Below are 21818 nucleotides of genomic sequence, written 5' to 3' on the forward strand. Positions count from 1 at the left end.
AGAAACTTCCGGATCCGATTGGATCGTTCAATAGCTCCAGACCCTTGTTTTAACGCGTTTTCCCGGCGCGAACCGGTATCCACTTCGCTCGAAAACGCTCTGACCCTTTCGCCCCTCTGCACAGGATTGCGATGAACGCGCTCGCCCGTCTCGAACAAGCCGTCGCCGGTGGGCCGCAAACGCATGAACTGGTGCGGATCAGCGGCGCGGTCAGCGAAGTCACGCCGGCTGCGGTGCGCGTCGCGGGGCTCTCCCGCTTCGTCCGGCTGGGCGAACGCATCGCGCTCTCCGCGAATGGGCGGGAGGAATTCGGCGAGGCCATCCGCATCGACCGGGACGGCGTGCTGGTCAAGCCGTTCGCCACCACCGTCGGCGTCGGGCTGGGCGCGCGCGCCAGCGTCGCCGGGGCGATGACGCTGCGGCCGGCGCAGAGCTGGAAGGGCCGGGTGATCAACGCCTTCGGCGAGCCGCTCGACGAGGCCGGGCCGCTGCTGCCTGGCGATACCGCGATGCGCGTCGACGCGCCGCCGCCGGAAGCGATGAAGCGCGCCCGCGTCACACGGCCGATCCGCACGGGCGTGAAGGTGATCGACCTGTTCACGCCGCTTTGCGCGGGCCAGCGCATCGGCGTTTTCGCCGGCTCCGGCGTCGGCAAATCGACCTTGCTCTCGATGCTGGCGCGGGCGCCGGGCTTCGGCACGATCGTCATCGGGCTCGTCGGCGAGCGCGGACGCGAGGTGCGTGAATTCCTCGACGACACCTTGGGCGCGATGCGCGCCAACGCCGTCGCGGTGGTCTCGACCAGCGACGAGAGCGCGATGATGCGCCGGCTCGCCCCGAACACGGCGATGGCGGTGGCGGAATATTTCCGCGACCAGGGCGAGGACGTCCTGCTCATCATCGATTCGGTGACACGTCTCGCCCATGCCGCGCGCGACGTCGCCCTGGCGGCGGGCGAGCCCGCGGTTGCGCGCGGCTATACGCCAAGCGTGTTCAGTGCCTTGCCCAAGCTCCTCGAACGGGCCGGCCCGGGCATCGAGGGAGCGGGCGCCATCACCGGGATCTTCTCGGTGCTGATCGACGGCGACGACCATAACGACCCCGTCGCCGACAGCATCCGCGGCACGCTGGACGGACATCTCGTACTCGACCGCGCCATCGCCGATCAGGGCCGCTATCCGGCAGTGAACGTGCTGTCCTCGGTTTCGCGCCTGGCGCACCATGTCTGGACGCCAGAGCAGCGCGTCCTCGCCACCCGGATGAAGGGCCTCGTCGCGCGCTTCGAGGATACGCGGGACCTGCGCCTGATGGGCGGCTACCAGGCCGGAGCCGATGCCGAGCTCGACACGGCGATCGCGCTCGTGCCGCGCATCTACACGGCGCTGCACCAGGATATGGGCGCGCCGCTGAGCGCCGACGTGTTCCAGGATCTGGCGAGCGCGTTGCAGCAGGGGTGAGAGGGCATTTTCGTAACGTCATTGCGAGCGCAGCGAAGCAATCCAGAGGGACGTAAAGTGAGCCCCTGGATTGCTTCGCTACGCTCGCAATGACGAATGCGTTCTGGCCGAAACTCAGCTGCGCAATTGCTCCCTGCGCACATAATTGAATTCCTTGACGAGCACGTCCTTGATCAGCTCGCCGCCGAGGCGGCTGTTGACATTGGTCTTCACGCTTTTCAGCAACGCGTCGATATCGACCCGCTCCAGCCGCGAGAAATCGATCTGGGTATTGGAGTAGATCGCGCGCAGCGCCTCGTCCCGGACGAAGGGATGAGGCTTCACCGTCATCTGCCGCAAGGTGTGGGCGTCGGCGGTGAAGACGAACTGGGCCGCGACATAGCCCTTGACCTCGCCGCCGGCCAGGATCGGAACATGGATCAGGCTGGTTTCCTCATATTCCAACCCCTCGAAGAAGGGGGTCTCCGTGGCGGGGGCCCGTTCGGCCCGCCAGGTCAGAGCGAGATGGCCCGAGATCAGGGTCACCCCGCAAACCCAGGCGCCGAGCAGGAAGAGGCGCGCTGTCGTCATATCGCGGGCGCTTTGGCGGGCATCGGCGCGGCGAGCTGCGAGGTGACCGTGGCGGAGTAGGTGCCGTCCGAATCCGCATCCATCAAAGTGGTGGCCATGGCGGCGGCGATCTCGCGCACCGCGTCGAGATGCATGGCGATGGCGAGGCGGTTGTGCTCGAGCTTCAATCGCAGCGTCGACAATCGCGCCAGGAGCGGGCCGTCGATGGTTTCGTTGCTGATCGCCCGCACGGCGCGGCTGGCGTCGAGGAGCAGGCGGCTCTTGGTCTCGTTGAGGCGGTTGAGGTCGGCGTTCCTGAGCGCCATCAATTCGCAGGTCTCGTGGTCGAGCACCTGTTCGAGATGATCCAGCACGGTCCACATGGCGCGCCCGGCCTCCGAGGGCGCTTCCGGTGCCGCCGGGCTCGTGCTCCTGAGCGCGATGGCGCCAGTCGAGCCCCAGGCCTCCGGCGTGTCCTGAGCCAGCGGGTGCGGGTCGAGGATAGCGATGTCGTCTTGCTGTTCGCTCATGATGCGTCACACCTGTCGGGTTGTGGAGGTTCGACCTACGCCGATCGCGCTGGGCCGGGTGATGTTCAGGAGCTTGCGCTCGACCGTGAGCGGAATGGCGAGGTCGCGCGAACTCGCGCCGGCGCTGGCCGTCGGGGCCAAGCTCTTCTGGGTCGTCGCGACGACTGTGCCGGGCTCCGCGCCGGCGGTGTTGCCGGACCGTGCCGCGAGCGCGGCCATGACCTTGCTGCGGATGCCGAGCCCGCCCGTCTTGGCGATCTCGCCGGCGATCTGCTCGGACAGCATCGAGCGCCAGACGCCGCCCGAGAGCCCGCTGCCGAAGGTGTTGGTCGTGGCCTCCGGCATCATCTGCTCGATGAAGGTCGAGATCACTTGCGCCTCGAATTGGCGCAGCGTCTTGGCGGTGGCGCTCTGGTCGCCTGCTGCTGCGGCAGACGGCTTGGCAAATGATGGTTTGGCAAATGACGGCTTGGTGAGCGTCAGACTGGCGAATTTGTCGCGCGCGCTGGCCAAACCCGGAGCCTGCAGGGCGGCGCCGGCGCCTTCGACGGCCGAGGCGAACTGCGTGGTGGCAGCGCCGGGCACGGCCATGCGGGCAAGCCGGTCGAAAGCTGCGCGCTGACGCTGCGGATCGGCGGCGAGAGCGACGTCGAGAACGATGTCGGATGGAGGAGAAATCGCCATGGTCGCCTTTCCAAGGTCATTGAACGATCACGCCGGGAGATTGCACCCGCAGGCTTATTCGAGGCTTGCCGCTCGCTTGCCCTCGATGCTGTCGATGATCTCGACCAATACATCGTCCTGGTCGGCGCGAAGCTTGATCCGCCGGACATGATCGGCGAGGCGCGCGGTCTGTTTCTCGCGCCCGGTTTCCGCGACGACGCGCTTTGCTTGCTCGGCGGCGGCGGCCTGCAGCTCCCAGAGCGACAGCGAGACCCGGTGCAGGCGCTTGGCCGTCATATCCGCGAACAGCCCGTCGACGAGACCGTCACCATTGAGCGAGGCGAGGAGTGCCTGCGCCTCACCCTTGGTCTCGGTGGCTTTCCGCTCGATTGCCTTCTGGCGCCATTCGGCGAGGCTACGGATCCGCGACTGGATCGCCAGTATCCGCTCGATCGATTTCAGGCGCTTGCGCGGCATCTCGGTTCAGCCATGCGCGAGCCAGGAGGAGAAAGCCGTGATGAACAGCCGCAGCGCCTCGGGCCCCGTGAAATAGAGCAGGAACAGGCCGCCGGCGATGACGAAAGGCAGCGAGATGAAATAGACCGGGATCTGCGGGGTGAGCTTGTTCATCAATCCGATGGCGAGGTTGACCACCACCCCATAGATCATGAACGGACTGCCGATCCTCAAAGCCAGGAAGAAGCTGTCCGAGGCGCGGTCGGCGAGCTGAATCAGGCCGGCTTGTGCATCGAATGCGGTGCCGGGCGCGATGCGCGCATAGGAGCCGGCCAGCGCCCGGATGACCTCGGCATGCTGGTTCGTCACGAACATCAGCGTCGCCGCGGTCATGGTGATCAGCGTGACGAAAGGCGCCGACGCCTCCGCCTCGTCGATCGGCAAGCCCGGCAATTGTCCAAGCCCCGTGGCGGTCGCCATCGCGGTTGCGATCGTCTGCAGGGCGAGGAAGAAGAAGCGGGCCATCAGCCCGATCAGGGCGCCGGTCATCGTCTCGGAGACGATGAACCGCAGCAGCGTCGCCGGGCCTGGATCGGCACTGAGAGCCGCGAAGGCGGGCAAGGCGAAAGGCGTCAAGGCCAGGGTGATGCCGCCTGCCATGAGCAGGCGCAGCCGCACCGGCACGCGCGGGCTGGAGAAACCCGGCATCAGCATCAGGCATGCGCCGATGCGGCAGAAGATCAGGAAGGCATGCAGCAGGATTTCGGGCGTGACCAGCGTCACGAGATCGTGCCCAGCAGGTTGACCTCGAGCCCGCGCGCGATCTCGACATGGGAGAGGACGGGCAGCGCCGGGAAGATGCGCTCGACGATCATGCGGACGTAAGGGCGCGCGTCGGGGCTGGTGACCAGGACGAAGTTCTGCGCCTGGTCCATCCGGCTGCGGATCGCGGTCGTCGCCTCGGCGGCGAATTCCTCGATGAGGCGCGGATCGATGTCGAATTCGATGACGTCGCCCTTGGCGTCGCGCCGGAGGCTTTCATGGAAGGCGAGGTCCCAGCGATTGCCCAGCCGCAGCATGTTGAGCACGCCGCCCTCGGCAAGATCGCCGCAGATCTGCTGGGCCATGCGCATGCGCACATGTTCCACGATCGGTTCGGCCCGGCGCACATGCGGCGCGATCTCGGCGATCACCTCCAGGATGAGATGCAGGTTGCGGATCGAAACCCGTTCCGACAGCAGCAGACGCAGTACGGCTTGCAGGCTCGACAGCGACATATGCGCCGGGCAGATCTCGTCGAGCAGCTTCTTGTATTCGGGGCCGAGCCGGTCGAGCAGGCCGCGCATGTCCTTGTAGGACAGGAGCTGGCCGAGATTCTTGCGGATCGTCTCGCTGAGATGGGTAAGCAGCACCGAGAGGCGGTCGACCGGGTGCATGCCCTCGCGCTTCACCTCATTGGCGTAGCTCTCGGAGACCCACATCGCCTTGACGCCGAAAGCCGGCTCACGAACCTCCTCGCCGGGCAGATCCGGCAGGCGGCCATCGCCGACGACGACCAGCATGCTGCCGGGGCGCATTTCGCCGGAGGCGACGACCGTGCCGTGGATGCGGAACTCATAGGCCTTGGGCGGCAGGCGCAGGCTGTCGGAGAGCTTGATCTCCGGCACGACGAAACCGTATTGCGCCGCGAATTTCTTGCGCATCTTGGCGACGCGATGGGCGAGCTCGCTATGGGCGTTCAGCATCTCGGCCGACAACTGCTTGCCCAGGCTCAATTCGATCTCGCAGATCGCCAGCGAGTCCTTGATCGTGTCCTTGCTGTCATGGACGGCCTGCTCGGCCTCCATGGCGCGGATCTCCTCGGCGGCCGCCTCGCGCTCCGCCAGGCGCTTGGGAATGGTATAGCCGACGAAGGCCATCAGCCCGCCGAGCAGGGCGAAGGGCAGGAGCGGCAGTCCCGGCACCAGCGCCAGGATCAGCATCAGGAAGGCGGCGACGAAGAGCGCGCGCGGATAATGTCCGAGCTGGCCGAGGATCGCCTGCTCGGCTGTGCCGCGCATGCCGCCCTTGGAGACGAGCAGGCCGGCGGCGAGCGAAACGATCAGGGCCGGGATCTGCGTGACGAGGCCGTCGCCGACTGCGAGCTTGACGAAGACGTCGGAGGATTCCGACAGCGACATGCCGTGACGCGTCACGCCGATGATGATGCCGCCCAGAATGTTGACGGCGGTGATGATCAGGCCCGCGATCGCATCGCCGCGGACGAATTTCGAGGCGCCGTCCATCGAGCCGAAGAAGGAGCTTTCCTCCTCCAGCTCGCGCCGGCGCTTCTGGGCCTCGGGCGCATCGATCAATCCGGCCGAGAGATCGGCGTCGATCGCCATCTGCTTGCCGGGAATGGCGTCGAGTGTGAAGCGTGCGCCGACCTCGGCGATGCGGGTCGCGCCCTTGGTGATCACGATGAAATTGACGGTGACCAGGATGATGAAGACGATCAGCCCGATGACGAAATCGCCGGCGATGACGAAGCGCGAGAAGCCGTCGATGATGTAGCCCGCGGCGTTCGAGCCCTCATTGCCATGCGAGAGGATGACGCGCGTCGTGGCGATGTTGAGGGAGAGCCGCAGCATCGTAGCGACCAGCAGGATCGTCGGAAACGAGGAGAATTCGAGCGGCTTCTGGATCCAGAGCGAGACCATCAGGATCAGCACCGACAGGGAGATCGAGAAGGCGAGCCCGAGGTCGATGGCGAAGGCCGGGATCGGCAGGAACAGGATCGACAGGATGCCGATGATGCCGACGGCGAAGCCGACATCGCGTCCGCTGTTGGGCACAGTCGCGGCCTTGCCCGATGAGACGTCCTGGATCGTCATGCTGAGTTTTGTCCTGCCGCCGGAAAGGGTTGCGGGTGCAACGCTCTAGAATCCGCGCTCGATGCGCCCGTAGACGCGCTCGGTGAAGGCGAAGATCTGCGCGCCGGTGAAGGAACCGGTGGTCGCCATCACCACGAGGATGACGACGATCTTGGGCACGAAGGTCAGCGTGGCCTCCTGCACCTGGGTCAGGGCCTGCATCAGCGCGATCGTGATCCCGATCGCCATCGCGGCGCCCACGGCCGGCCCGGCGCCGAGGATGACCGCCCAGACCGCGTCGCGCATCATGTCGAGCGCATCGGCCTCGTTCATGGCGTGCTCCTCAGGTCGTGGTCGTCGTTTTCAGGCTGTCGAGGCTCGCGATGATCTGGTCGAGCTTCGAATTGGTCGAGACCGACTGCTCGACCTGCGACAGCGCGGCGAATTGCTGGACATATTGGGCCGGGTCCGTCGGATTGGTCGGATCCTGGTTCTTCGCCTGCGCGATCAGCAGCTTCAGGAAGGTGTTGTAGTCGGCCATGCCGCTTGAGGTGGTCGATTTGGTCGTGCTGGTGCTCGCAGTCGAGCTCTGCGCGCTGGTTGTGCTGGCCACGTCCATGATCGCCTCCTAAGCAACCTGTGAAGTGAGTATCGGGGCTGCGATCGCCTTGGTCGGGACCACATTGTCGAGCTTAGACGCCGGAGCCTGTCCGGAGCTTGCGAGGATGGCGGCCTCGATGGGGTAGAGGCCGCGCAAATACTTGAGCGCCTCGAAGAAGCGGTCTTCCGTCACGAGGAGGTCGACGTGCTGGAGCCCGGCGAGTACGGTCGCGTCCTCGAACATCCGCGCCGTCGTCATCAGCATGCGCTCGAACATCAACTTGATGACGCCGCTGTTCTTGGGCTCGATCAGCATGGCCTGGATGGTGAAGTAGAGCTGCCGAAGCGGCGTCGTGGTTTCATCGGCCTGGATGACATGGCTCTCGAGCAGGAAGGTCGCGTCGTTGAGCAGCTCGAGGCTGACCTTGCGATCGAATTTGAGGATCGCTCCGTTGATGTAGATCTTCTCGTTGGCGCGCAGGGACAGGTTCATCGTCTTCCTCACCTCCTGTCTCACGCCAGGCCGTCCCTGATCATCCGGTTGACGTCGATGATGGAGTCGAAGTCCTCGGACTGGCCGAGGCGCAGCAATTCCCCCTGCTTGAGCGCGAACAGGCCAATCGAGATGAGCGAGGCGCGCAGCGCCTCAGGGAGCGCGTTGTCGGAGTTCGCGAGATCCTCGATCAGCAGCGTCCAGAGACGTCCGACGAAGGAGATCGCCTCGATCGTCTCGCGTGAGGCCGATCCAGTCGGTCGGGCCGTTTCGAGCAGCTTGACCGCCTGGTCCAGCGCTCGCCATTCGGTTGCTCGCGCGACGGTGCAATCGTCCTCGGCCGCGGCGATGTACGAGCTGTGATACATGGGTGTCCTCCAGCTTGATCGGGGAATGGGCGGAGCGGGGCGCTCAGCGCATGTAGTTGAGGATGCTGAGGCTCTGCAGCTTCACGGTCAGCGCGTAGGCCGTCTCCACCTGGGTGGTGAGCTGGTCGACGCGCACCTTCGCCTCATAGGGGTCGACGCCCTCATTGGAGATGATCTGCTGGGCCAGGATGTCGCGCTGGGTCGTGAGCCTTTCGCTCGCGGTGGTGACCCTGGCCTGTGCCGAACCCAATTGCGCCTGATTGGCGATGAGGCCCTGGATGGCGCCGTTGACCACCTTGATCGCCTCGTCGACCAGCGCCTGGTAGGCGTTCTGGTTCAAGCCCTTGGTGCCGGTATCCGCGACCATGGTGTAGACCTTCGCCAGATCGCGCATCTGCTGCGAATTGGCGTTGGCCGAGACCTCGACGACCTCGTTGGGGGAAATCCGGCTCTGGATGTTCTTGTCGAGTGCGGTGGACCAGTTCGTGCCCCAGGCGGGGTCAGTGAATTCATTGGAGAAGTCGGTCTGCAGGAAGGTCGTCATGTCGGCGGCCGTGATGTTGGCGGCGGCCGGATCGTCCTGGGCGAAGCCGAAATAGCTGGTGAAGGCCGCATCGGCCGCCGCCTTGCTGGGGGCGGTGGCGCTCGAGAAATAATCCGTCAGCGGCTGCTGCTGCGTGTTGATGCCGGCGAAGATGTATTGCCCGCCCATCGAGCTGTTGGCCGCGCCGATGGTGGCCTGAAGATTGTTCGTGGCCTCGGAGACGAGGACGTCGACGCCGCTCTCGCCATTGCGGACGCTGAGCAGGGTCTTGAGGAAATTCTGGGCCGTGTCGAGCATGCCGCCGAGCGCCTGCTGCGTCACCTGGAGCCGTTGCGAGACGAGCCCGTTGGTGTCGATGATCCCGGCGGTGCGATCGTGCTGGTTGCGCAGATTGACCGTCGTGCCGGTGCGCGCGCCGAGGCTGACGCCGATATCGGCATAGCGGCCCGTCGTCATCTCCTTGTTGGCGCCGACCAGTTTCTCCTGCGCCTTCAGGATCGTGCTGCGCAGCATGGTCGACAATGAGGATGAGGAAACAGAACTTGTCTTCATGACGTCACCTCACGGCCTCGAGCAGGGAATTCAGCATCTTGTCGATCGTCGTGATCAGGGTCGAAGAGGCGCTGTAGGAGCGCTCCAGCTCCATCATCAGCGTCATCTCCTCGTCGATATTGACGCCGGTGGCGTTCGACAGGGATTCAGAGGTGCGCTCCAGCAAGGCCTTTTGGTAGCCCAGCGTGGTGGTGCTGGACTGGCGCTGCGCCTCCAGCCAGCCGACCGAAGAACTGGCGAAGCCGGCCAGGCTGGTGCTCGGGTCGGCCTTGGTGGCCGGGTCGAAGGAGCGATCGGCGCTCAAGGCGGTCAGCAGGCCCTGGATCCGGTCCGAATAGCTGGCCGCGCCGCTGGAATTGTAGATGTAGTTCGGGTTCGACGGGTCGGAGATGCCGCCGTCCCGGAGACGGTCGAGATCGCCGCCCTGGGTGGGATCGGCATTCGGGTTGATGCGGATCGAAGCCGCCAGGCCTGGCGAGACGGTGCCTGTCGCCGGAACAGCCGGGCCGCCGGCCCAGGTGAAGAGGCCGGCCTGGTCCGGCAACGTCGCCGGCGTACCCTGGTCGCTTTCCGCGAAGGCCTCGACGAGGCCGCGGGCGATCTCGTCGAGCTGGTTCTGGTAGGTCACCGCGACATCGTCGCGGATGATGGAGGAGCCGTAGATCTGGCCGGATTTCAGCGGCATCACGGAGTTGGCGCCGGTCACGGCGACACCGTCGATGAAGACCGCGTTGCCGGAGGCGCCGGCACCGAGGGCATAGCTTGGCGCCATCGTCACGCTGCGCGGCGTCGTCTCGAACAAGGTGACGCCGCTATCGGTGTAGATCACCATGTCGTTGCCCGAGCGGGTCGAGACGCTGATGCCGATCTCCTCCGAGAGCTGGGACAGGATGCGGTCGCGCGAATCGAGCTGGTCGGTGATGTCGGAGCCGGCCTGGGTGCCCTTGACGAGCGCCCGGTTCACTTGCTCGAACTCGGTGAGGAGGCCGTTGACGCGGTCCACGCCGGCGGCCATGTCGGCATCCGCCTGCTCGCGGACGCCGCTGACCGTGTCGCTGGCCTGGTTGAGCGCGCGGGCCAGCGCGTCGGCGCCGCTCAGGACATTCTGAGCCAGCAAAGGATCGTCGGGCGTGACGCTGTATTGCTGCAGCGCGTTATTGAGGCTGCCGAGCTTGGCGGCAACCGACTGGTCGAGCTCGGGATCGTTCACTGTCGCTTCGAGCTGATTGAGCCCGTCGACGATCGCCTGCTGGGCGGAGGTCGTGGAGGTCGCGCTGAGCTTGTTGGTGAACAGCACGGTGTTCATCGTCCGCCCGATCGAGGCGACCTTCACCGCACCGCCATAGGTCGTGACCACGAGGCCGCTCTTGCGGTTGTAGTAGTCGCTGTCGGCGCCCGCGACATTGCGCGAGATGACGGCGGTCTGCAGTCCGGTCACGGAGAGCGACGACTGGGCCACGTTCAGGGCGGATGACAGGCTCATGGGGTTGCTTTCCGTTATTCTTCGTCTCGTATTCTTGTCGTCCGGTATTCCTGGCCGCGGCTCAGCGCTTCAGGTTGACCAGGACGTCGAGCAGTTCGGAGCCGGTCTGGAAGACCTTGGAATTGGCGGTGTAGCTGCGCTGCGACTCGATCATCGCCGTCAGCTCGGTCGCCAGGTCGACATTCGACTGCTCGAGCGCCTTGGAGTTGATGGAGCCGAGACCGCCGCTCCCGGGGAAGCCGACGATGACGTCGCCCGACAGCTGGCTGACCGCATAGACGTTGCCCGATAGCGGGGTGAGCTGGTCGACGCTGGGCACCGTGGCCAGCGGGATCTTGTAGGTGGCGATCCGGTTGCCGTTCTCGAACACAGCGTAGACCGTCCCGTCCGCGGCGATGTCGACGCTGTCTACCGCGCTTGGCGCGTTTCCGTTGACGGCGAGCTCCATGTTCGTGTCCATCGCGACCTGGGAGGTCGCGCTGAAATCGAGCGTCATCGTGCTGCCGCCGGGAATGGCGACACCGACCGTGGCCGGCGCGGTCGTCAACTGGCCCGCACCGTCAAAGCTCAGCGCCGCCGTCGCCAGGGGAGCGGAGCCGGCCGCGCCATAGGGGAAACCTCCAGTGGCGGGGTTGGCGTCGGCCTTGGCGAAGATCGCGGCCTGCCATGTATCGGGGCCCGTGCCGGTCTTCGTCATGTATACGTCGAGATAAACCTTGTTGCCCAAGGTGTCGTAAGTCACGATCGACGCCTTGCTCGAATAAGTGCTTCCGGCCACGTTGTCCGATGGCAAGCTGCCCGCCGCGACGACCGTCGCGTTAGAGTTAAGAACGCCCTTGAGCGTTCCGCTCGTGGTGGCGTTCGCCTCATAGGCGACATTGGCCAGATTGACGCGCTGCAGCCCGTCCAGGCTGTTGGCCACCACGGAGACGTCGCCATTGGTGATCGGATAGCCCATCAAGTAAAACCCGGCCGAATTGACCAGGTCATGGTCGCCGTTCTCGACGAAGGCGCCGGCGCGGGTCAGATAAGGCGTGCCGCCGGCATCCGAGACGACGAAGAAACCTTCCCCGTTGATGGCGAGATCGGTGGTGGAGGTCGTCCCCATGATCACGCCCTGATTGGAAATGGCGTAACGGGAGGTCGTCGACACGCCGCCGGAATTGTATTCGCCGGCGCCTCCTTGAGAAATGAACGAGGAGAATTCTGTCGAGGCGCGCTTGTAGCCTGTGGTGTTGACGTTGGCGATATTGTCGCCGACCGCGCTCATCTTGCTTGCCTGCGCCGCCATACCGGACACGCCGGTTCGCATGATGCCGAAAATGCTCATCGCCACTCTCCAAGCTCAAATCTCGAATGGCATTACGCAATGATTTGCTTGTGTGGAGCTTTCGTCTTGTTTCTTGTAAATCTTTAATAAATTTCTCATCGCGCAGGCAGAAAATATACTGGATTCCACTCATTATATAATAGGGTCGCTTTTGCGCGGCACCGAGGCCTCGTGGTGGAGGCTCGCCCATGGTCGGTTCGCTCGGTCGCGGCGATGCGGGAATCTCACATACTTAATGATTGGTTTATCCAACAAAATAAATACGTATCTGGATATTCATTCCGGGTTTTCGCAGCGTTGTTGTTGTTTTGCGTTGCAGCAATATTATATTGACGGGCAACAGTCCGACACACAATCTGCTATTGTTCCTGCCTCCTGCGAGGTGGGCTGAGCCTGACGCTGGGGGGTGTCGATGTATATTGTTGTCGATGATCGAATTTTGGTGACGGAGGGGTATCAATCCCTTTTCACCGGCGAGGGCGTGCCATCAATCGGTTTCTCGCCATCCCGTTTCCAGGAGTGGGTCGAGGATACACCTGCCGACCATATCAAGAATGTCGAGGCCTTCCTTCTTGGTGATTGTGAAGGTCGCGCAAGTTTCCCCATGATGATCCGTCGCCGCTCGCAGGCTCCGGTCATCGCGATGAACGAGGCGACCTCACTCGAGAAGACCCTCGAGCTTTTCGCCGCCGGCGTCGACGATGTAGTCCGCAAGCCGGTTCATGTCCGCGAAATCCTGGCGCGGGTCCACGCGATGCGGCGCCGGACCGACAAGCGGCGCTCCACCGACGATGAGATCAACCGGGGCGATATCACGGTGTATTTCGATGGCCGCGATCCCGATGTCGGTGGCAAGGTCATGATGTTGCCGCGGCGTGAGCGCCGCATCCTCGAATTCATGATGCGCAATCGCGGACGCTGGGTCACCAAGTCGCAAGTCTTCAACGCGGTCTATGGCCTGTTCGACGCGGAAGTGGACGAGGCCGTCGTCGAAAGCCATGTGAGCAAGCTGCGGAAGAAACTTCGTGCTAGACTTGGCCACGATCCGATCGATTCCAAGCGTTATCTCGGCTATACGATACTCTGATCTTTCGGACGCCGACCTTAAGGCCGGCGTCCCGCGATGAAGCCAAAACGCTTTGGCTCGGTGTCGCCGCTCAATTTGAGCCGATGTTTTCCCTAAAATCCACAACAACAGCTTCGCACAAGTAACGCTTCGTATTGTTGCATTGCAACGATTTCGGGAGCGCCCCAGGTGGAGCCGATTTACCTCTTCGATATTGCCGCCAAGAAAGCGAATTGGCTTGCCGTTCGACAGAACGCCGTGGCGCAGAACGTCGCCAACGCCAATACGCCGCGCTACGGAGCGGTCGATGTCGAGCCTTTCGACGCCATCGTCAGGAAAACCACGCTCACTGTGGCGGCGACATCGCCAAACCACATCACCACGACGCCGGCCGAGACGATGACGGCCAAGCAGCGCAAGGGCGAGAGCTGGTCGGTGGTCCATTCCGGCAATTCGGTCAGCCTTGAGCAGGAAATGCTCAAGGCCGGCGATATCGGCCGCAACTACGCGCTGATGACGAATCTCGTGAAAAGCTTCCACCGCATGATGATGACCGCGGTCAAGAGCTGAGCCGATTGGATTTAAGCTTGAAAAGGCAAGGTTAGACCATGATCGATCCTATTGACGCATCGCTCCGCATCGCCGGCGCCGGCCTCCAGGCCCAGTCGACGCGTGTACGCGTCGTCTCCGAAAACCTGGCCAACGCGCAGTCGACCGGCAAGACCGCCGGCGCCGATCCTTACCGGCGCAAGACCGTGACCTTCGAGAATACTATGGATCGCGCGCTCGGCGCGGCCTTGGTCAAGATCAAGGGCGTCGGCGTCGACAAGTCGGCCTTCCGCGTCGAGTTCGAGCCGAGCCATCCGGCAGCCGACGCGAAGGGCTACGTCAAGCTGCCCAACGTTTCGATGCTGCTCGAAATGGCCGACATGCGCGAGGCCAATCGCTCCTACGAGGCCAACCTGCAGATGATCAAGCAGGTGCGCTCGATGCAATCCATGACGATCGACCTGCTGAGGAACGGCTGATGCTGAACGCAATTTCCGCGCTTGCCCCGGTCGCGGGCCAAATCGGGCAGGGGCTGCAGAGCCTCGGTGCCTCGGCCGTCCGGCCGGGCTTTGCGGGCGAGGCCGCGACCCAGGCTCCGGGCGCCGATTTCGGCTCGGTCTTCGCGAGCGTCTCGCAGGGCTTCGTCGACAATCTGGCGCAGGGCGAGGCCGCGGCCGTCGCCGGTGTCCAGGGCAAGGCTGCCGTTCAGGACGTGGTCCAGGCGGTGATGTCGGCGGAGCAGTCGCTGCAGCTGGCGATGGCCGTGCGCGACAAGGTCGTCTCCGCCTATCAAGAATTCATCCACATGGCGATCTGAGAGCCGTCCCGAAACTCCACTCCGGAGGCCGTCTGACGCGGCTTTCTGCGCTTCCGGTGCTCTCGGACAAGAAGTCCGCTGTGCTCCGGTTCTCGAAATCCGCGCCAGCCGACTCACCGGAGCGAGTTTCAAAACAGACTCTGAGGAGCCAATTCCATGAAAGTCCTTGCCCCATGAAAGTTCTTGCCATCGCCGCGACGGGAATGAGCGCTCAACAGTTGAATGTTGAGGTCATCGCCAACAACCTCGCCAATATCAACACGACCTCGTTCAAGCGCGCGCGGCCTGAATTCACTGATCTGCTCTACCAGACCGAACGCTCTCGCGGCGTGCCCAATCGCGGCGGCGACGGCTCGATCCCGGAAGGCGCCTCGCTTGGTCTTGGTGTGCGCGCCGCGGCGATCCGCAACCTGCACATCCAGGGCGCGTTGACCCAGACCGGCAACAAGCTCGACCTCGCCATCGACGGCCGCGGCTGGTTCAAGGTCACGGCGCCGGAGGGCGAGACGCTCTATGCTCGGGCTGGAACCTTCAACACCAATGCCGATGGCGACATCGTCACGGCCGATGGCTATCTGCTCGACCCCGTCATCCGCGTCCCCGCCGATGCGACCGACATCACGGTCAACGAATCCGGGCTGGTGCTGGCCAAGATCCCGACCGAGGTCCAGCCACGGCAGCTCGGCCAGATCACGCTGGTCAACTTCGCCAATGATGCCGGCCTGGAACCGCTGGGCAGCAATCTCTACCGGGAGACCGTGGCCTCGGGCCAGCCGGTCGACGGCACGCCGGCGAGCACCAGCTTCGGCAAGCTGCGCCAGGGCTATCTCGAGGCGTCCAATGTCGATCCCGTGAAGGAGATCACGGCGCTCATCGCGGCCCAGCGCTCCTATGAGATGAACGCCAAGGTGATCACCGCCGCCGACCAGATGGCCGGCACCGTTTCCACCGGCATCCGGTAAGGAAGCCCAGCCATGACCCGAGTTCCGGCGCGATCATCGCTTCTGGCCGCCACCCTGTTCTGCCTGGGTGCAAGCTGCGCGCAGGCGGCGCCCGGCGACATCATGCTGCCGGTGCCCGTTGTCACGCTTTATCCCGGCGATGTCATCACCGATTCCCATCTGATCGACCGCGCTTTCAGGCAGGCGATGCGGGTATCGGTCGACAACCGCCTGGCGCTTGTCGGCAAGGTGGCGCGGCGCACCCTGCTGCCGGGTCAACCGATCCCGATCAATGCGGTGGACGATCCGAAGATCGTGCGGCGTGGCGTGCCGACGCAAGTCGTCTTCCGCGAGAGCGAGATGGTGATCACAGGGATCGTCGAGCCGCTGCAATCGGCCTCGGTCAACGAGATGGTGAAGGCGCGCAACCCCGATACCGGTCTCACGGTCGTCGGCGTCGTCCAGGCCGACGGCACCATCCGCGTCGGAGGCGAGTGATGGCGCTCCGGTCGAGACTTATCGTCTTCATCTGCACGCTCATGATGGCGGCTCATGGCGCCACCCCGGCGAGGGCGACCGTTCGCATCAAGGACATCGCCGGGCTCCAGGGCGTGCGCGACAACCAACTCGTGGGCTACGGCCTGGTCATCGGCCTGCAGGGCACGGGCGACAGCGTCCGCAATTCGCCCTTCACCGGCCAGGCGCTGCAATCCATGCTCGACCGGCTGGGCGTCAATGTCCGTAACAGCACGCTGCGCACCCGCAATGTCGCGGCGGTCATCGTGACGGCCGACCTGCCGCCCTTCGCCGGGCGCGGCAGCCGCATCGATGTCAGCGTCGCCTCGATGGGCGATGCGACCTCGCTGCTCGGCGGCACGCTCGTGGTGACCTCATTGCTCGCAGCCGACGGGCAGACCTATGCGCTGGCGCAAGGCCGGCTCAATGTCTCCGGCTTCTCGGTCCAGGGCGAGGCGGAGCGGGTGACGCAGGGCGTCGCCACGGCGGCGCGGATTCCGGGCGGGGCCTTGGTCGAGCGCCAGGTGGCCGATCAGCTCGCCAGCCTGCATGTCCTGTCGCTCGAATTGCGCAACCCGGATTTCGCCACGGCCGAGCGGGTCGCGGGCGCGATCAACGCCTTCAGCCGCGAGCGCTACAAATCGACCGTCGCCTTCGCGCTCGACCACCGCACCATCAGCCTGACGCGGCCAGTCAATCTCTCGACCACCCGCTTCATCGCCGAGATCGAACGCCTGACGCTGGAGCCGGATTCGCCTGCCCGCGTCGTCGTCGACGAGCGCACCGGCACGGTTGTGATCGGCCGCGACGTCAAGATTTCCACCGTTGCCGTGACGCATGGCAATCTCACTGTCCGCGTCACCGAGACGCCGACGGTGTCGCAGCCCGAGCCGCTGAGCAATGGCGAGACGGTCGTCGTGCCCCGGACCACGGTCACGGCGACGCAAGGGGGAACGGGCCGGCTCGCCATCATCAATGGGGCAAACCTGCATACGCTGATGCGGGGGCTCAACCAGATCGGGCTGAAGCCCGCCGGCATCATCGCGATCCTCCAGGCGATCAAGACCGCAGGCGCCCTGCAGGCAGATCTCGTCGTTCAATAGCTTCGCTGCACGCTCAATAAGCGCCGGGATCATGTGTTGATCTCGGCGTTTTTATTGGATTCAGCCGGGTTTCCTTCGTTGAGGTCAGCCCCGCGAAAGCATCGCACCCAATAGTCTCATCATATCACTCAAGCGAGTTGCTCGTAATGCTGCTGAGGACATCTCTGGGCGGTCCGTTGCTGTCAGTCGCCATCCTGGCGTCGGCCGGCATGCCGCTGGCCTCGCACGCGCAGGCGCAGACGCCGAGGACGACGCCGCCCGCTGCAGCCTCCGGGACCTCCGACGCTGCGAATTTCTGCGCCAGCATCCGCGATTCCGCGGCCGAGGCCCGTTTCGCATGGCAGGCCAATACCTTGAAGACGCTCGAAACCAAGCTGACCGACACGCTCAAGAAGCTCGAGGAGCGGAAAGCCGAGCTCGAAGCCCTGACCGCCAAGCGCGATGCCGAAATCCAGCAGACCGAGACGCGCATCACCGAGATCTTCGCGCGGATGCGCCCCGAGGCGGCGGCGCTGCAATTGGCTGCGATGGATGAGGCGATGGCCGTCTCGCTCCTGGGCAAACTGCCGCCGCGCACGGCCAGCGCCGTACTCAACGAAATGGAAGCCGCACGCGCGGCCCAACTCGCCGAAGCCCTGGGCGGCCGCCGTGCGCCCGCCAACAGAACGCCAACAACCGGAGTCCAGACCCGATGAAGGCTCTCATCCTCGCGGCCTGCGCCGTCACACTCGGCGGCTGCTCGCAAGACCTGGCCGAACTCAACCGCGAACCGCAATTGTCCCGCGTCGGGAGCGGCCTGTCGACGCCGCGCGAGGCGATCCCGGTCGGCCAGCAATCGGGCCGCCCGGTCGATGTTTCGTTCAACTCGATCTACACGCGCCATAGCGAGGATCTGTTCCGCGACACCCGGGCGATGAAGCTTGGCGACGTCGTCACGGTGCGCATCTCGATCAAGGACAAGGCCAAGCTCGACAACAACTCCAACCGCTCGCGCAATTCGGTCGCCAAGTTCGGGCTCGATTTCCTCGCCGCCTTCGGCGGCAATTCGAGTTCGGCCAATATCAGCTCGAATGTCGATTCCGAATCCTCGTCGCGCGGCAAGGGGCTGACCGATCGCTCGGAGGAGGTCGATCTCTCCGTCGCCGCAGTCGTCACGGAAATCCTGCCCAACGGCAATCTCATGATCAACGGTTCGCAGGAGGTGCGCGTGAACTACGACATGCGCGTCCTCAATATCGCCGGCATGGTGCGGCCGCGCGACATCACCGGCACGAATACGATCTCCTACGACAAGATCGCGGAGGCGCGGATTTCCTATGGCGGCCGCGGTCGCGGCATGGAGGTGCAGCAGCCGGGCTGGGGCCATCAGGTCTATGACCGGGTCATGCCGTTCTGATGGCCACACCCAAGCTCAAACTGCCGGCTGGCCGGAAACGCTCCAGACGCTCCCTGCCGGCGCTGCGGGCAGCAGTGCCGACCGTGCTGCTGACCCTGCTGGCGGCCGGCGCCGGCGCGCTCTGGGGCACCCGTGTCATCGGCACGGTCGAGACCACCGTGATGAAGCGGATGGAGGAGGCTTCGCCCCATCTCAGCGTCAATCCTGCGATGGCCGGTGGGCTGGTGCTCAAGCGGCTCACGCCGATCGTGACCAATCTTGCCGCGCCGGCGAATGCCTGGGTGCGCATCGAGGCGGCGCTGGTGCTGGAACAGAAGGCGGCGCTCAGCGCCGAGCCGCTGATCGGCGCCATCACCGAGGACATCCTGGCCTTCCTGCGCAGCGTCACGGCGCGGCAGATGGAGGGCGCCGCGGGCCTGCGAAACCTGCGCGAGGATCTCACCGAGCGGATCGCCGTGCGCTCGAAAGGCCTCGTCCGCGACATCGTCATCGAAACCCTGGTCGTCCAGTGATCAAGTCAGCCGCGACGCTCATTTTCCTGTTGGCCGGGGTTGCCGCCGCCGGCGCCCAGTCGCTCGGGCTCGACGGGCTGTTGCCCCCGGGCGGGGCCTCGGCTTCTGGCCGCATCGTGCAGATCGTGGCGATGCTCACGATCCTTTCGGTCGCGCCCGGGCTCCTGATGATGGTGACGAGCTTCAGCCGCTTCGTGATCGCCCTGTCATTCCTGCGCTCGGGGCTCGGCCTGCAGAGCACGCCGGCCAATCTGATCCTGATCAGCCTGGCCCTGTTCATGACCTTTTTCGTGATGGCGCCGACCTTCGACAAGGCCTGGCAGAACGGCGTCCAGCCGCTGGTCGAGAACAAGATCAGCGAAGGCGAGGCCTATACCAAGATCACCGAGCCGTTTCGGGATTTCATGCTGACGCAGACCCGCCCGGCCGATCTGCGCCTCTTCGCCGATATCGCGCCGCAAAGCATCCGGCCGACCGACCCGACACAGAGCGTCGATCTGCGGATCCTGATCCCGTCCTTCATGATCTCGGAATTGCGGCGTGCCTTCGAGATCGGCTTCCTGATCGCCCTGCCATTCCTCGTCATCGACATGATCGTCGCGACGGTGGTGATGTCGATGGGCATGATGATGCTGCCGCCGACCGTGATCTCGCTGCCCCTGAAGGTGATCTTCTTCGTCCTGATCGACGGCTGGAATCTCCTGATCGGCGGCTTGGTCAGATCCTTTTCCTAGGCTGTCGGGGACATGTCCGAGTTGTTCCGTGGCTGTCCAAATCAGATGACCGGCGCGTCATCGAAGCGCGCCCGTTCTGGAGTGAGGTGAATGAAGATCCTGGCCATCGACGACACCAAGACCCTGCTCAGCCTGCTTTGCCTGACATTGCGCAATGCCGGCCATGACGTGGCGGCGGCTGAGAACGGCGAGGAAGGCCTGGCGACCTTCGACAAGTTCAAGCCGGATCTGGTGATCACCGACCTCAACATGCCTCTGATGGACGGCATCGAGTTCACCCGCGCCTGCCGGGCGAGGCCCGAGGGGGAGAACATCCCGATCATCATGCTGACCACCGAGAACGGCGCCGAGATCAAGGCGGAGGGTCGTCGCGCCGGCGCCAGCGCCTGGATGGTCAAACCTTTTGAGCCCTCGACCCTGCTTGGCATCGTCGCCCGCTATCAGGGCTGAGGGCGAGAACAGGGGCGTCGATGGCGGGGCTTGCTTCGGCAGCTGCCCGTCAAAGCCAGTCGGACCAGCACTCCTGATGGCTCTCCCAGCGCTCGACCGCTTCGAGCAAGGCGAGGAGCTCGGCCTCCTCGCGCGAGCCCGGCGAGGCATGCGCGATCTCGTCGATCCGCTGTGTGGCGCGTTCGTGGTCGTCTTCGGTGTGAATGCGCACGCGTTGCTGCAAGGTCATCGGCAACTCCACTGATCGCGGGCTCATAGCCTGCGTTCGATGTCAGTTTCACGAAGACGATGGTGTGCAAAAAGGATGCCGGCGGTGGGTTTTCCGTTGCTCTATCAAGCTCGCCCGAGCCGGCCGGCTTGCATGGACCGCGCTCCGGCGGTCTGCCCTTGCGAATCGATGCCCCCAGGGTTCGTCCGCAGTGAATAACTTGCCTGAGCGCCGCAGAGGTTCCCGGGTCTAGCTGATCTCCGACGGCGGGATCTACTCGCCGATCCGAGAGCAGAGTTCGGCGAACCGTTCGTTCATGGCCTGCGTGTCCACGCCACTTACTGCTTGTGCGACCATGGTGACGAAGAGCGACTTCGTGGAGAAGTCGATCGTCTTCTCGCGGATGAACCAGTGGGCCAACATGCCATTGATGAAATTGAAGCGATACAAGAACGGGTCCCAATCCGCAGCGACGACTTCGCCTTCTCGGAATGCGATGAGCCATTTGAGCTCTTCCACCAAATCCTTTGGCCCCTGATCGCGCATTTGTTCGAGACACCGTTCTCGCCGAGGAAGGTCGAGATCCTGACGCGCCATGTTCGCCATGAAGGCGGAAGCAATGACAGCGGCGGTGGTCGGGGCATTCCAGCCTCCGGCCAAGCCGGCAGGTACAAAACGATCGAGTTGGCCGGCGAGCAGGTTTGAGATCTGGTTCTGTTTGAGGGGGTACATCAGGACCGAAAGGTGGAAGATCGTGCGCCGCCGCCGCCAAAATCGCTCGATCGTGCCGAACATGCCTATCCCTCTCAGCCCACCACTTTCGCAACATGTCTTCTGGCGGCGGCTAGGTCCATCAAGCGCAGCTGGGAACTGATATTTGGGCATGCCTTCGCGGGGGCTTCCAGCGCTGCTTCCGGCCCAAAGCAAAAAGGCCGCCCTTTCGAGGCGGCCTTTTGTCCCTGTATCTCAAGGGCTTCATATGGTGGGCGCGACAGGGATCGAACCTGTGACCCCTACGATGTCAACGTAGTGCTCTCCCGCTGAGCTACGCGCCCGTCTGCCGCGTCGGGATATCGTCGCGGCCGCCGGAACAAGGTGTCACCGTTGCCGGCTGACCATGTTGCGAGGTGTGCGGCTATAGCGGCTCATGCGGCGCCTTGCAAGCCGCTTGAGCTGCAAAAGCGTCAGGCCGCCAGAAGCTTTTCGACCTCGCTGACGAGCTCGCGCAGATGGAAGGGCTTGGACAGCACCTTGGCATCCTTGGGCGTCTGCGAATCGGGGTTCAGGGCGACTGCCGCAAAGCCCGTGATGAACATCACCTTGATGTCGGGGTCGAGCTCGGTGGCGCGCCGCGCCAATTCGATACCGTCCATCTCCGGCATCACGATGTCGGTCAGGAGCAGCTCGAAGGGCTCTTCGCGCAGGCGGTTATAGGCCGAGAGGCCGTTGTCGAACGAGGCCACGTCATAGCCTGCATTCTGCAAGGCCTTGACCAGGAATCGGCGCATGTCGTTGTCGTCTTCGGCGAGAAGTATCTTCGTCATGGGCCTGCTATGTCCGTCCCGAAAGGCCTGTCTCAAGATGAAGGCCGCCGGGCGCGGCGGTTTCCATCCGGTCGTATTGTCTGGCGCCTGCGCCATATCCCGGGC

The 21818-nt window shown here is 64.3% G+C and carries 29 protein-coding genes and 1 tRNA gene; 13 read left to right on the forward strand and 17 right to left on the reverse strand.

Annotation, left to right across the window (positions count from 1 at the left end; translation table 11 throughout):
* The first annotated feature begins 131 nt into the window (after positions 1-131).
* On the forward strand, positions 132-1457 hold the full coding sequence (gene fliI, locus J2Y55_RS00580) for a flagellar protein export ATPase FliI (protein ID WP_310146556.1): 1326 nt from the start codon (positions 132-134) through the stop codon (positions 1455-1457).
* Between the two features lie 114 nt (positions 1458-1571).
* Here fliI and J2Y55_RS00585 read toward each other — a convergent pair whose 3' ends face one another.
* The 13 genes from J2Y55_RS00585 to J2Y55_RS00645 form a co-directional block, all read right to left on the reverse strand.
* On the reverse strand, positions 1572-2027 hold the full coding sequence (locus J2Y55_RS00585) for a hypothetical protein (RefSeq protein WP_310146558.1): 456 nt from the start codon (positions 2025-2027) through the stop codon (positions 1572-1574).
* Complete coding sequence (locus tag J2Y55_RS00590; protein WP_310146560.1) at positions 2024-2536, reverse strand: hypothetical protein; 513 nt, start codon at positions 2534-2536, stop codon at positions 2024-2026. Before J2Y55_RS00590 ends, J2Y55_RS00585 begins: the two co-directional genes overlap by 4 nt.
* 6 nt (positions 2537-2542) lie before the next feature.
* Positions 2543-3220, reverse strand: a complete 678-nt coding sequence (locus tag J2Y55_RS00595; RefSeq protein ID WP_310146562.1) for a rod-binding protein — start codon at positions 3218-3220, stop codon at positions 2543-2545.
* A gap of 54 nt (positions 3221-3274) precedes the next feature.
* Entirely contained in the window at positions 3275-3676 is a 402-nt protein-coding gene (locus J2Y55_RS00600) for a hypothetical protein (protein ID WP_310146564.1), read from the reverse strand.
* 6 nt (positions 3677-3682) lie between these two features.
* Positions 3683-4438: a flagellar biosynthesis protein FliR gene (gene fliR / locus J2Y55_RS00605; protein ID WP_310146566.1), complete on the reverse strand. Its 756-nt coding sequence runs from the start codon at positions 4436-4438 to the stop codon at positions 3683-3685.
* Positions 4435-6528, reverse strand: a complete 2094-nt coding sequence (gene flhA, locus J2Y55_RS00610) for a flagellar biosynthesis protein FlhA (protein WP_310146568.1) — start codon at positions 6526-6528, stop codon at positions 4435-4437. Before flhA ends, fliR begins: the two co-directional genes overlap by 4 nt.
* 45 nt (positions 6529-6573) lie before the next feature.
* A complete protein-coding gene (gene fliQ, locus J2Y55_RS00615; protein ID WP_310146570.1) occupies positions 6574-6840 on the reverse strand; it encodes a flagellar biosynthesis protein FliQ in 267 nt (88 codons plus the stop codon).
* Positions 6841-6850: 10 nt separating this feature from the next.
* Positions 6851-7126 carry a flagellar hook capping FlgD N-terminal domain-containing protein gene (locus J2Y55_RS00620; protein ID WP_310146572.1) on the reverse strand — a complete coding sequence of 92 codons (276 nt, stop codon included), beginning with the start codon at positions 7124-7126 and terminating at the stop codon, positions 6851-6853.
* 9 nt (positions 7127-7135) lie between these two features.
* A complete protein-coding gene (gene flbT, locus J2Y55_RS00625) occupies positions 7136-7600 on the reverse strand; it encodes a flagellar biosynthesis repressor FlbT (RefSeq protein ID WP_310146574.1) in 465 nt (154 codons plus the stop codon).
* Positions 7601-7620: 20 nt separating this feature from the next.
* Positions 7621-7968 (reverse strand): flagellar biosynthesis regulator FlaF, encoded by a 348-nt coding sequence (gene flaF, locus J2Y55_RS00630; RefSeq protein ID WP_310146577.1) that lies wholly within the window; start codon positions 7966-7968, stop codon positions 7621-7623.
* A gap of 43 nt (positions 7969-8011) precedes the next feature.
* On the reverse strand, positions 8012-9064 hold the full coding sequence (locus J2Y55_RS00635) for a flagellar hook-associated family protein (RefSeq protein ID WP_310146580.1): 1053 nt from the start codon (positions 9062-9064) through the stop codon (positions 8012-8014).
* Positions 9065-9068: 4 nt separating this feature from the next.
* Positions 9069-10547, reverse strand: coding sequence for a flagellar hook-associated protein FlgK (flgK, locus tag J2Y55_RS00640; RefSeq protein WP_310146582.1), 1479 nt, complete (start codon positions 10545-10547; stop codon positions 9069-9071).
* A gap of 61 nt (positions 10548-10608) precedes the next feature.
* Complete coding sequence (locus J2Y55_RS00645) at positions 10609-11877, reverse strand: flagellar hook protein FlgE (RefSeq protein WP_310146584.1); 1269 nt, start codon at positions 11875-11877, stop codon at positions 10609-10611.
* A gap of 412 nt (positions 11878-12289) precedes the next feature.
* On the opposite strand from J2Y55_RS00645, the gene J2Y55_RS00650 reads away from it, so the two are divergent.
* The 12 genes from J2Y55_RS00650 (at position 12290) to J2Y55_RS00705 (ending at position 19961) form a co-directional block, all read left to right on the forward strand.
* Positions 12290-12964, forward strand: a complete 675-nt coding sequence (locus tag J2Y55_RS00650) for a response regulator transcription factor (RefSeq protein ID WP_310146586.1) — start codon at positions 12290-12292, stop codon at positions 12962-12964.
* Positions 12965-13132: 168 nt separating this feature from the next.
* The gene (gene flgB, locus J2Y55_RS00655; RefSeq protein ID WP_069688501.1) at positions 13133-13513 is read left to right on the forward strand and encodes a flagellar basal body rod protein FlgB; all 381 of its coding nucleotides are present in this window, start codon (positions 13133-13135) and stop codon (positions 13511-13513) included.
* Between the two features lie 38 nt (positions 13514-13551).
* On the forward strand, positions 13552-13971 hold the full coding sequence (gene flgC, locus J2Y55_RS00660) for a flagellar basal body rod protein FlgC (protein ID WP_069688500.1): 420 nt from the start codon (positions 13552-13554) through the stop codon (positions 13969-13971).
* Entirely contained in the window at positions 13971-14309 is a 339-nt protein-coding gene (fliE, locus tag J2Y55_RS00665; protein ID WP_310146589.1) for a flagellar hook-basal body complex protein FliE, read from the forward strand. Before flgC ends, fliE begins: the two co-directional genes overlap by 1 nt.
* Before the next feature lie 173 nt (positions 14310-14482).
* The gene (flgG, locus tag J2Y55_RS00670; protein ID WP_069688498.1) at positions 14483-15271 is read left to right on the forward strand and encodes a flagellar basal-body rod protein FlgG; all 789 of its coding nucleotides are present in this window, start codon (positions 14483-14485) and stop codon (positions 15269-15271) included.
* Between the two features lie 12 nt (positions 15272-15283).
* Positions 15284-15748 (forward strand): flagellar basal body P-ring formation chaperone FlgA, encoded by a 465-nt coding sequence (flgA, locus tag J2Y55_RS00675; RefSeq protein ID WP_310146592.1) that lies wholly within the window; start codon positions 15284-15286, stop codon positions 15746-15748.
* Positions 15748-16869, forward strand: coding sequence for a flagellar basal body P-ring protein FlgI (gene flgI, locus J2Y55_RS00680; protein WP_310146594.1), 1122 nt, complete (start codon positions 15748-15750; stop codon positions 16867-16869). The genes flgA and flgI overlap by 1 nt, the downstream gene beginning before the upstream one ends.
* A 146-nt stretch (positions 16870-17015) precedes the next feature.
* Positions 17016-17564 carry a MotE family protein gene (locus J2Y55_RS00685; protein WP_310146596.1) on the forward strand — a complete coding sequence of 183 codons (549 nt, stop codon included), beginning with the start codon at positions 17016-17018 and terminating at the stop codon, positions 17562-17564.
* Positions 17561-18265, forward strand: a complete 705-nt coding sequence (flgH, locus tag J2Y55_RS00690; RefSeq protein WP_310146598.1) for a flagellar basal body L-ring protein FlgH — start codon at positions 17561-17563, stop codon at positions 18263-18265. Before J2Y55_RS00685 ends, flgH begins: the two co-directional genes overlap by 4 nt.
* On the forward strand, positions 18265-18777 hold the full coding sequence (locus tag J2Y55_RS00695) for a flagellar basal body-associated FliL family protein (protein ID WP_310146600.1): 513 nt from the start codon (positions 18265-18267) through the stop codon (positions 18775-18777). The genes flgH and J2Y55_RS00695 overlap by 1 nt, the downstream gene beginning before the upstream one ends.
* Positions 18774-19511 carry a flagellar type III secretion system pore protein FliP gene (gene fliP, locus J2Y55_RS00700; RefSeq protein WP_404978783.1) on the forward strand — a complete coding sequence of 246 codons (738 nt, stop codon included), beginning with the start codon at positions 18774-18776 and terminating at the stop codon, positions 19509-19511. The genes J2Y55_RS00695 and fliP overlap by 4 nt, the downstream gene beginning before the upstream one ends.
* A 90-nt stretch (positions 19512-19601) precedes the next feature.
* Positions 19602-19961, forward strand: a complete 360-nt coding sequence (locus J2Y55_RS00705; RefSeq protein WP_310146602.1) for a response regulator — start codon at positions 19602-19604, stop codon at positions 19959-19961.
* A gap of 49 nt (positions 19962-20010) precedes the next feature.
* Here J2Y55_RS00705 and J2Y55_RS00710 read toward each other — a convergent pair whose 3' ends face one another.
* The 4 genes from J2Y55_RS00710 to cpdR all read right to left on the reverse strand — a co-directional run bounded on the left by J2Y55_RS00710 (position 20011) and on the right by cpdR (position 21713).
* Entirely contained in the window at positions 20011-20190 is a 180-nt protein-coding gene (locus J2Y55_RS00710; protein WP_310146603.1) for a hypothetical protein, read from the reverse strand.
* A gap of 252 nt (positions 20191-20442) precedes the next feature.
* On the reverse strand, positions 20443-20964 hold the full coding sequence (locus J2Y55_RS00715) for a hypothetical protein (protein ID WP_310146605.1): 522 nt from the start codon (positions 20962-20964) through the stop codon (positions 20443-20445).
* A 185-nt stretch (positions 20965-21149) separates the two neighbouring features.
* Positions 21150-21224, reverse strand: a tRNA-Val gene (locus J2Y55_RS00720).
* Between the two features lie 129 nt (positions 21225-21353).
* Positions 21354-21713, reverse strand: coding sequence for a cell cycle two-component system response regulator CpdR (cpdR, locus tag J2Y55_RS00725; RefSeq protein ID WP_054143348.1), 360 nt, complete (start codon positions 21711-21713; stop codon positions 21354-21356).
* Between the last annotated feature and the right edge of the window lie 105 nt (positions 21714-21818).

The sequence above is a fragment of the Allobosea sp. BE125 genome (assembly GCF_031456075.1).
Classification (GTDB): domain Bacteria; phylum Pseudomonadota; class Alphaproteobacteria; order Rhizobiales; family Beijerinckiaceae; genus Allobosea.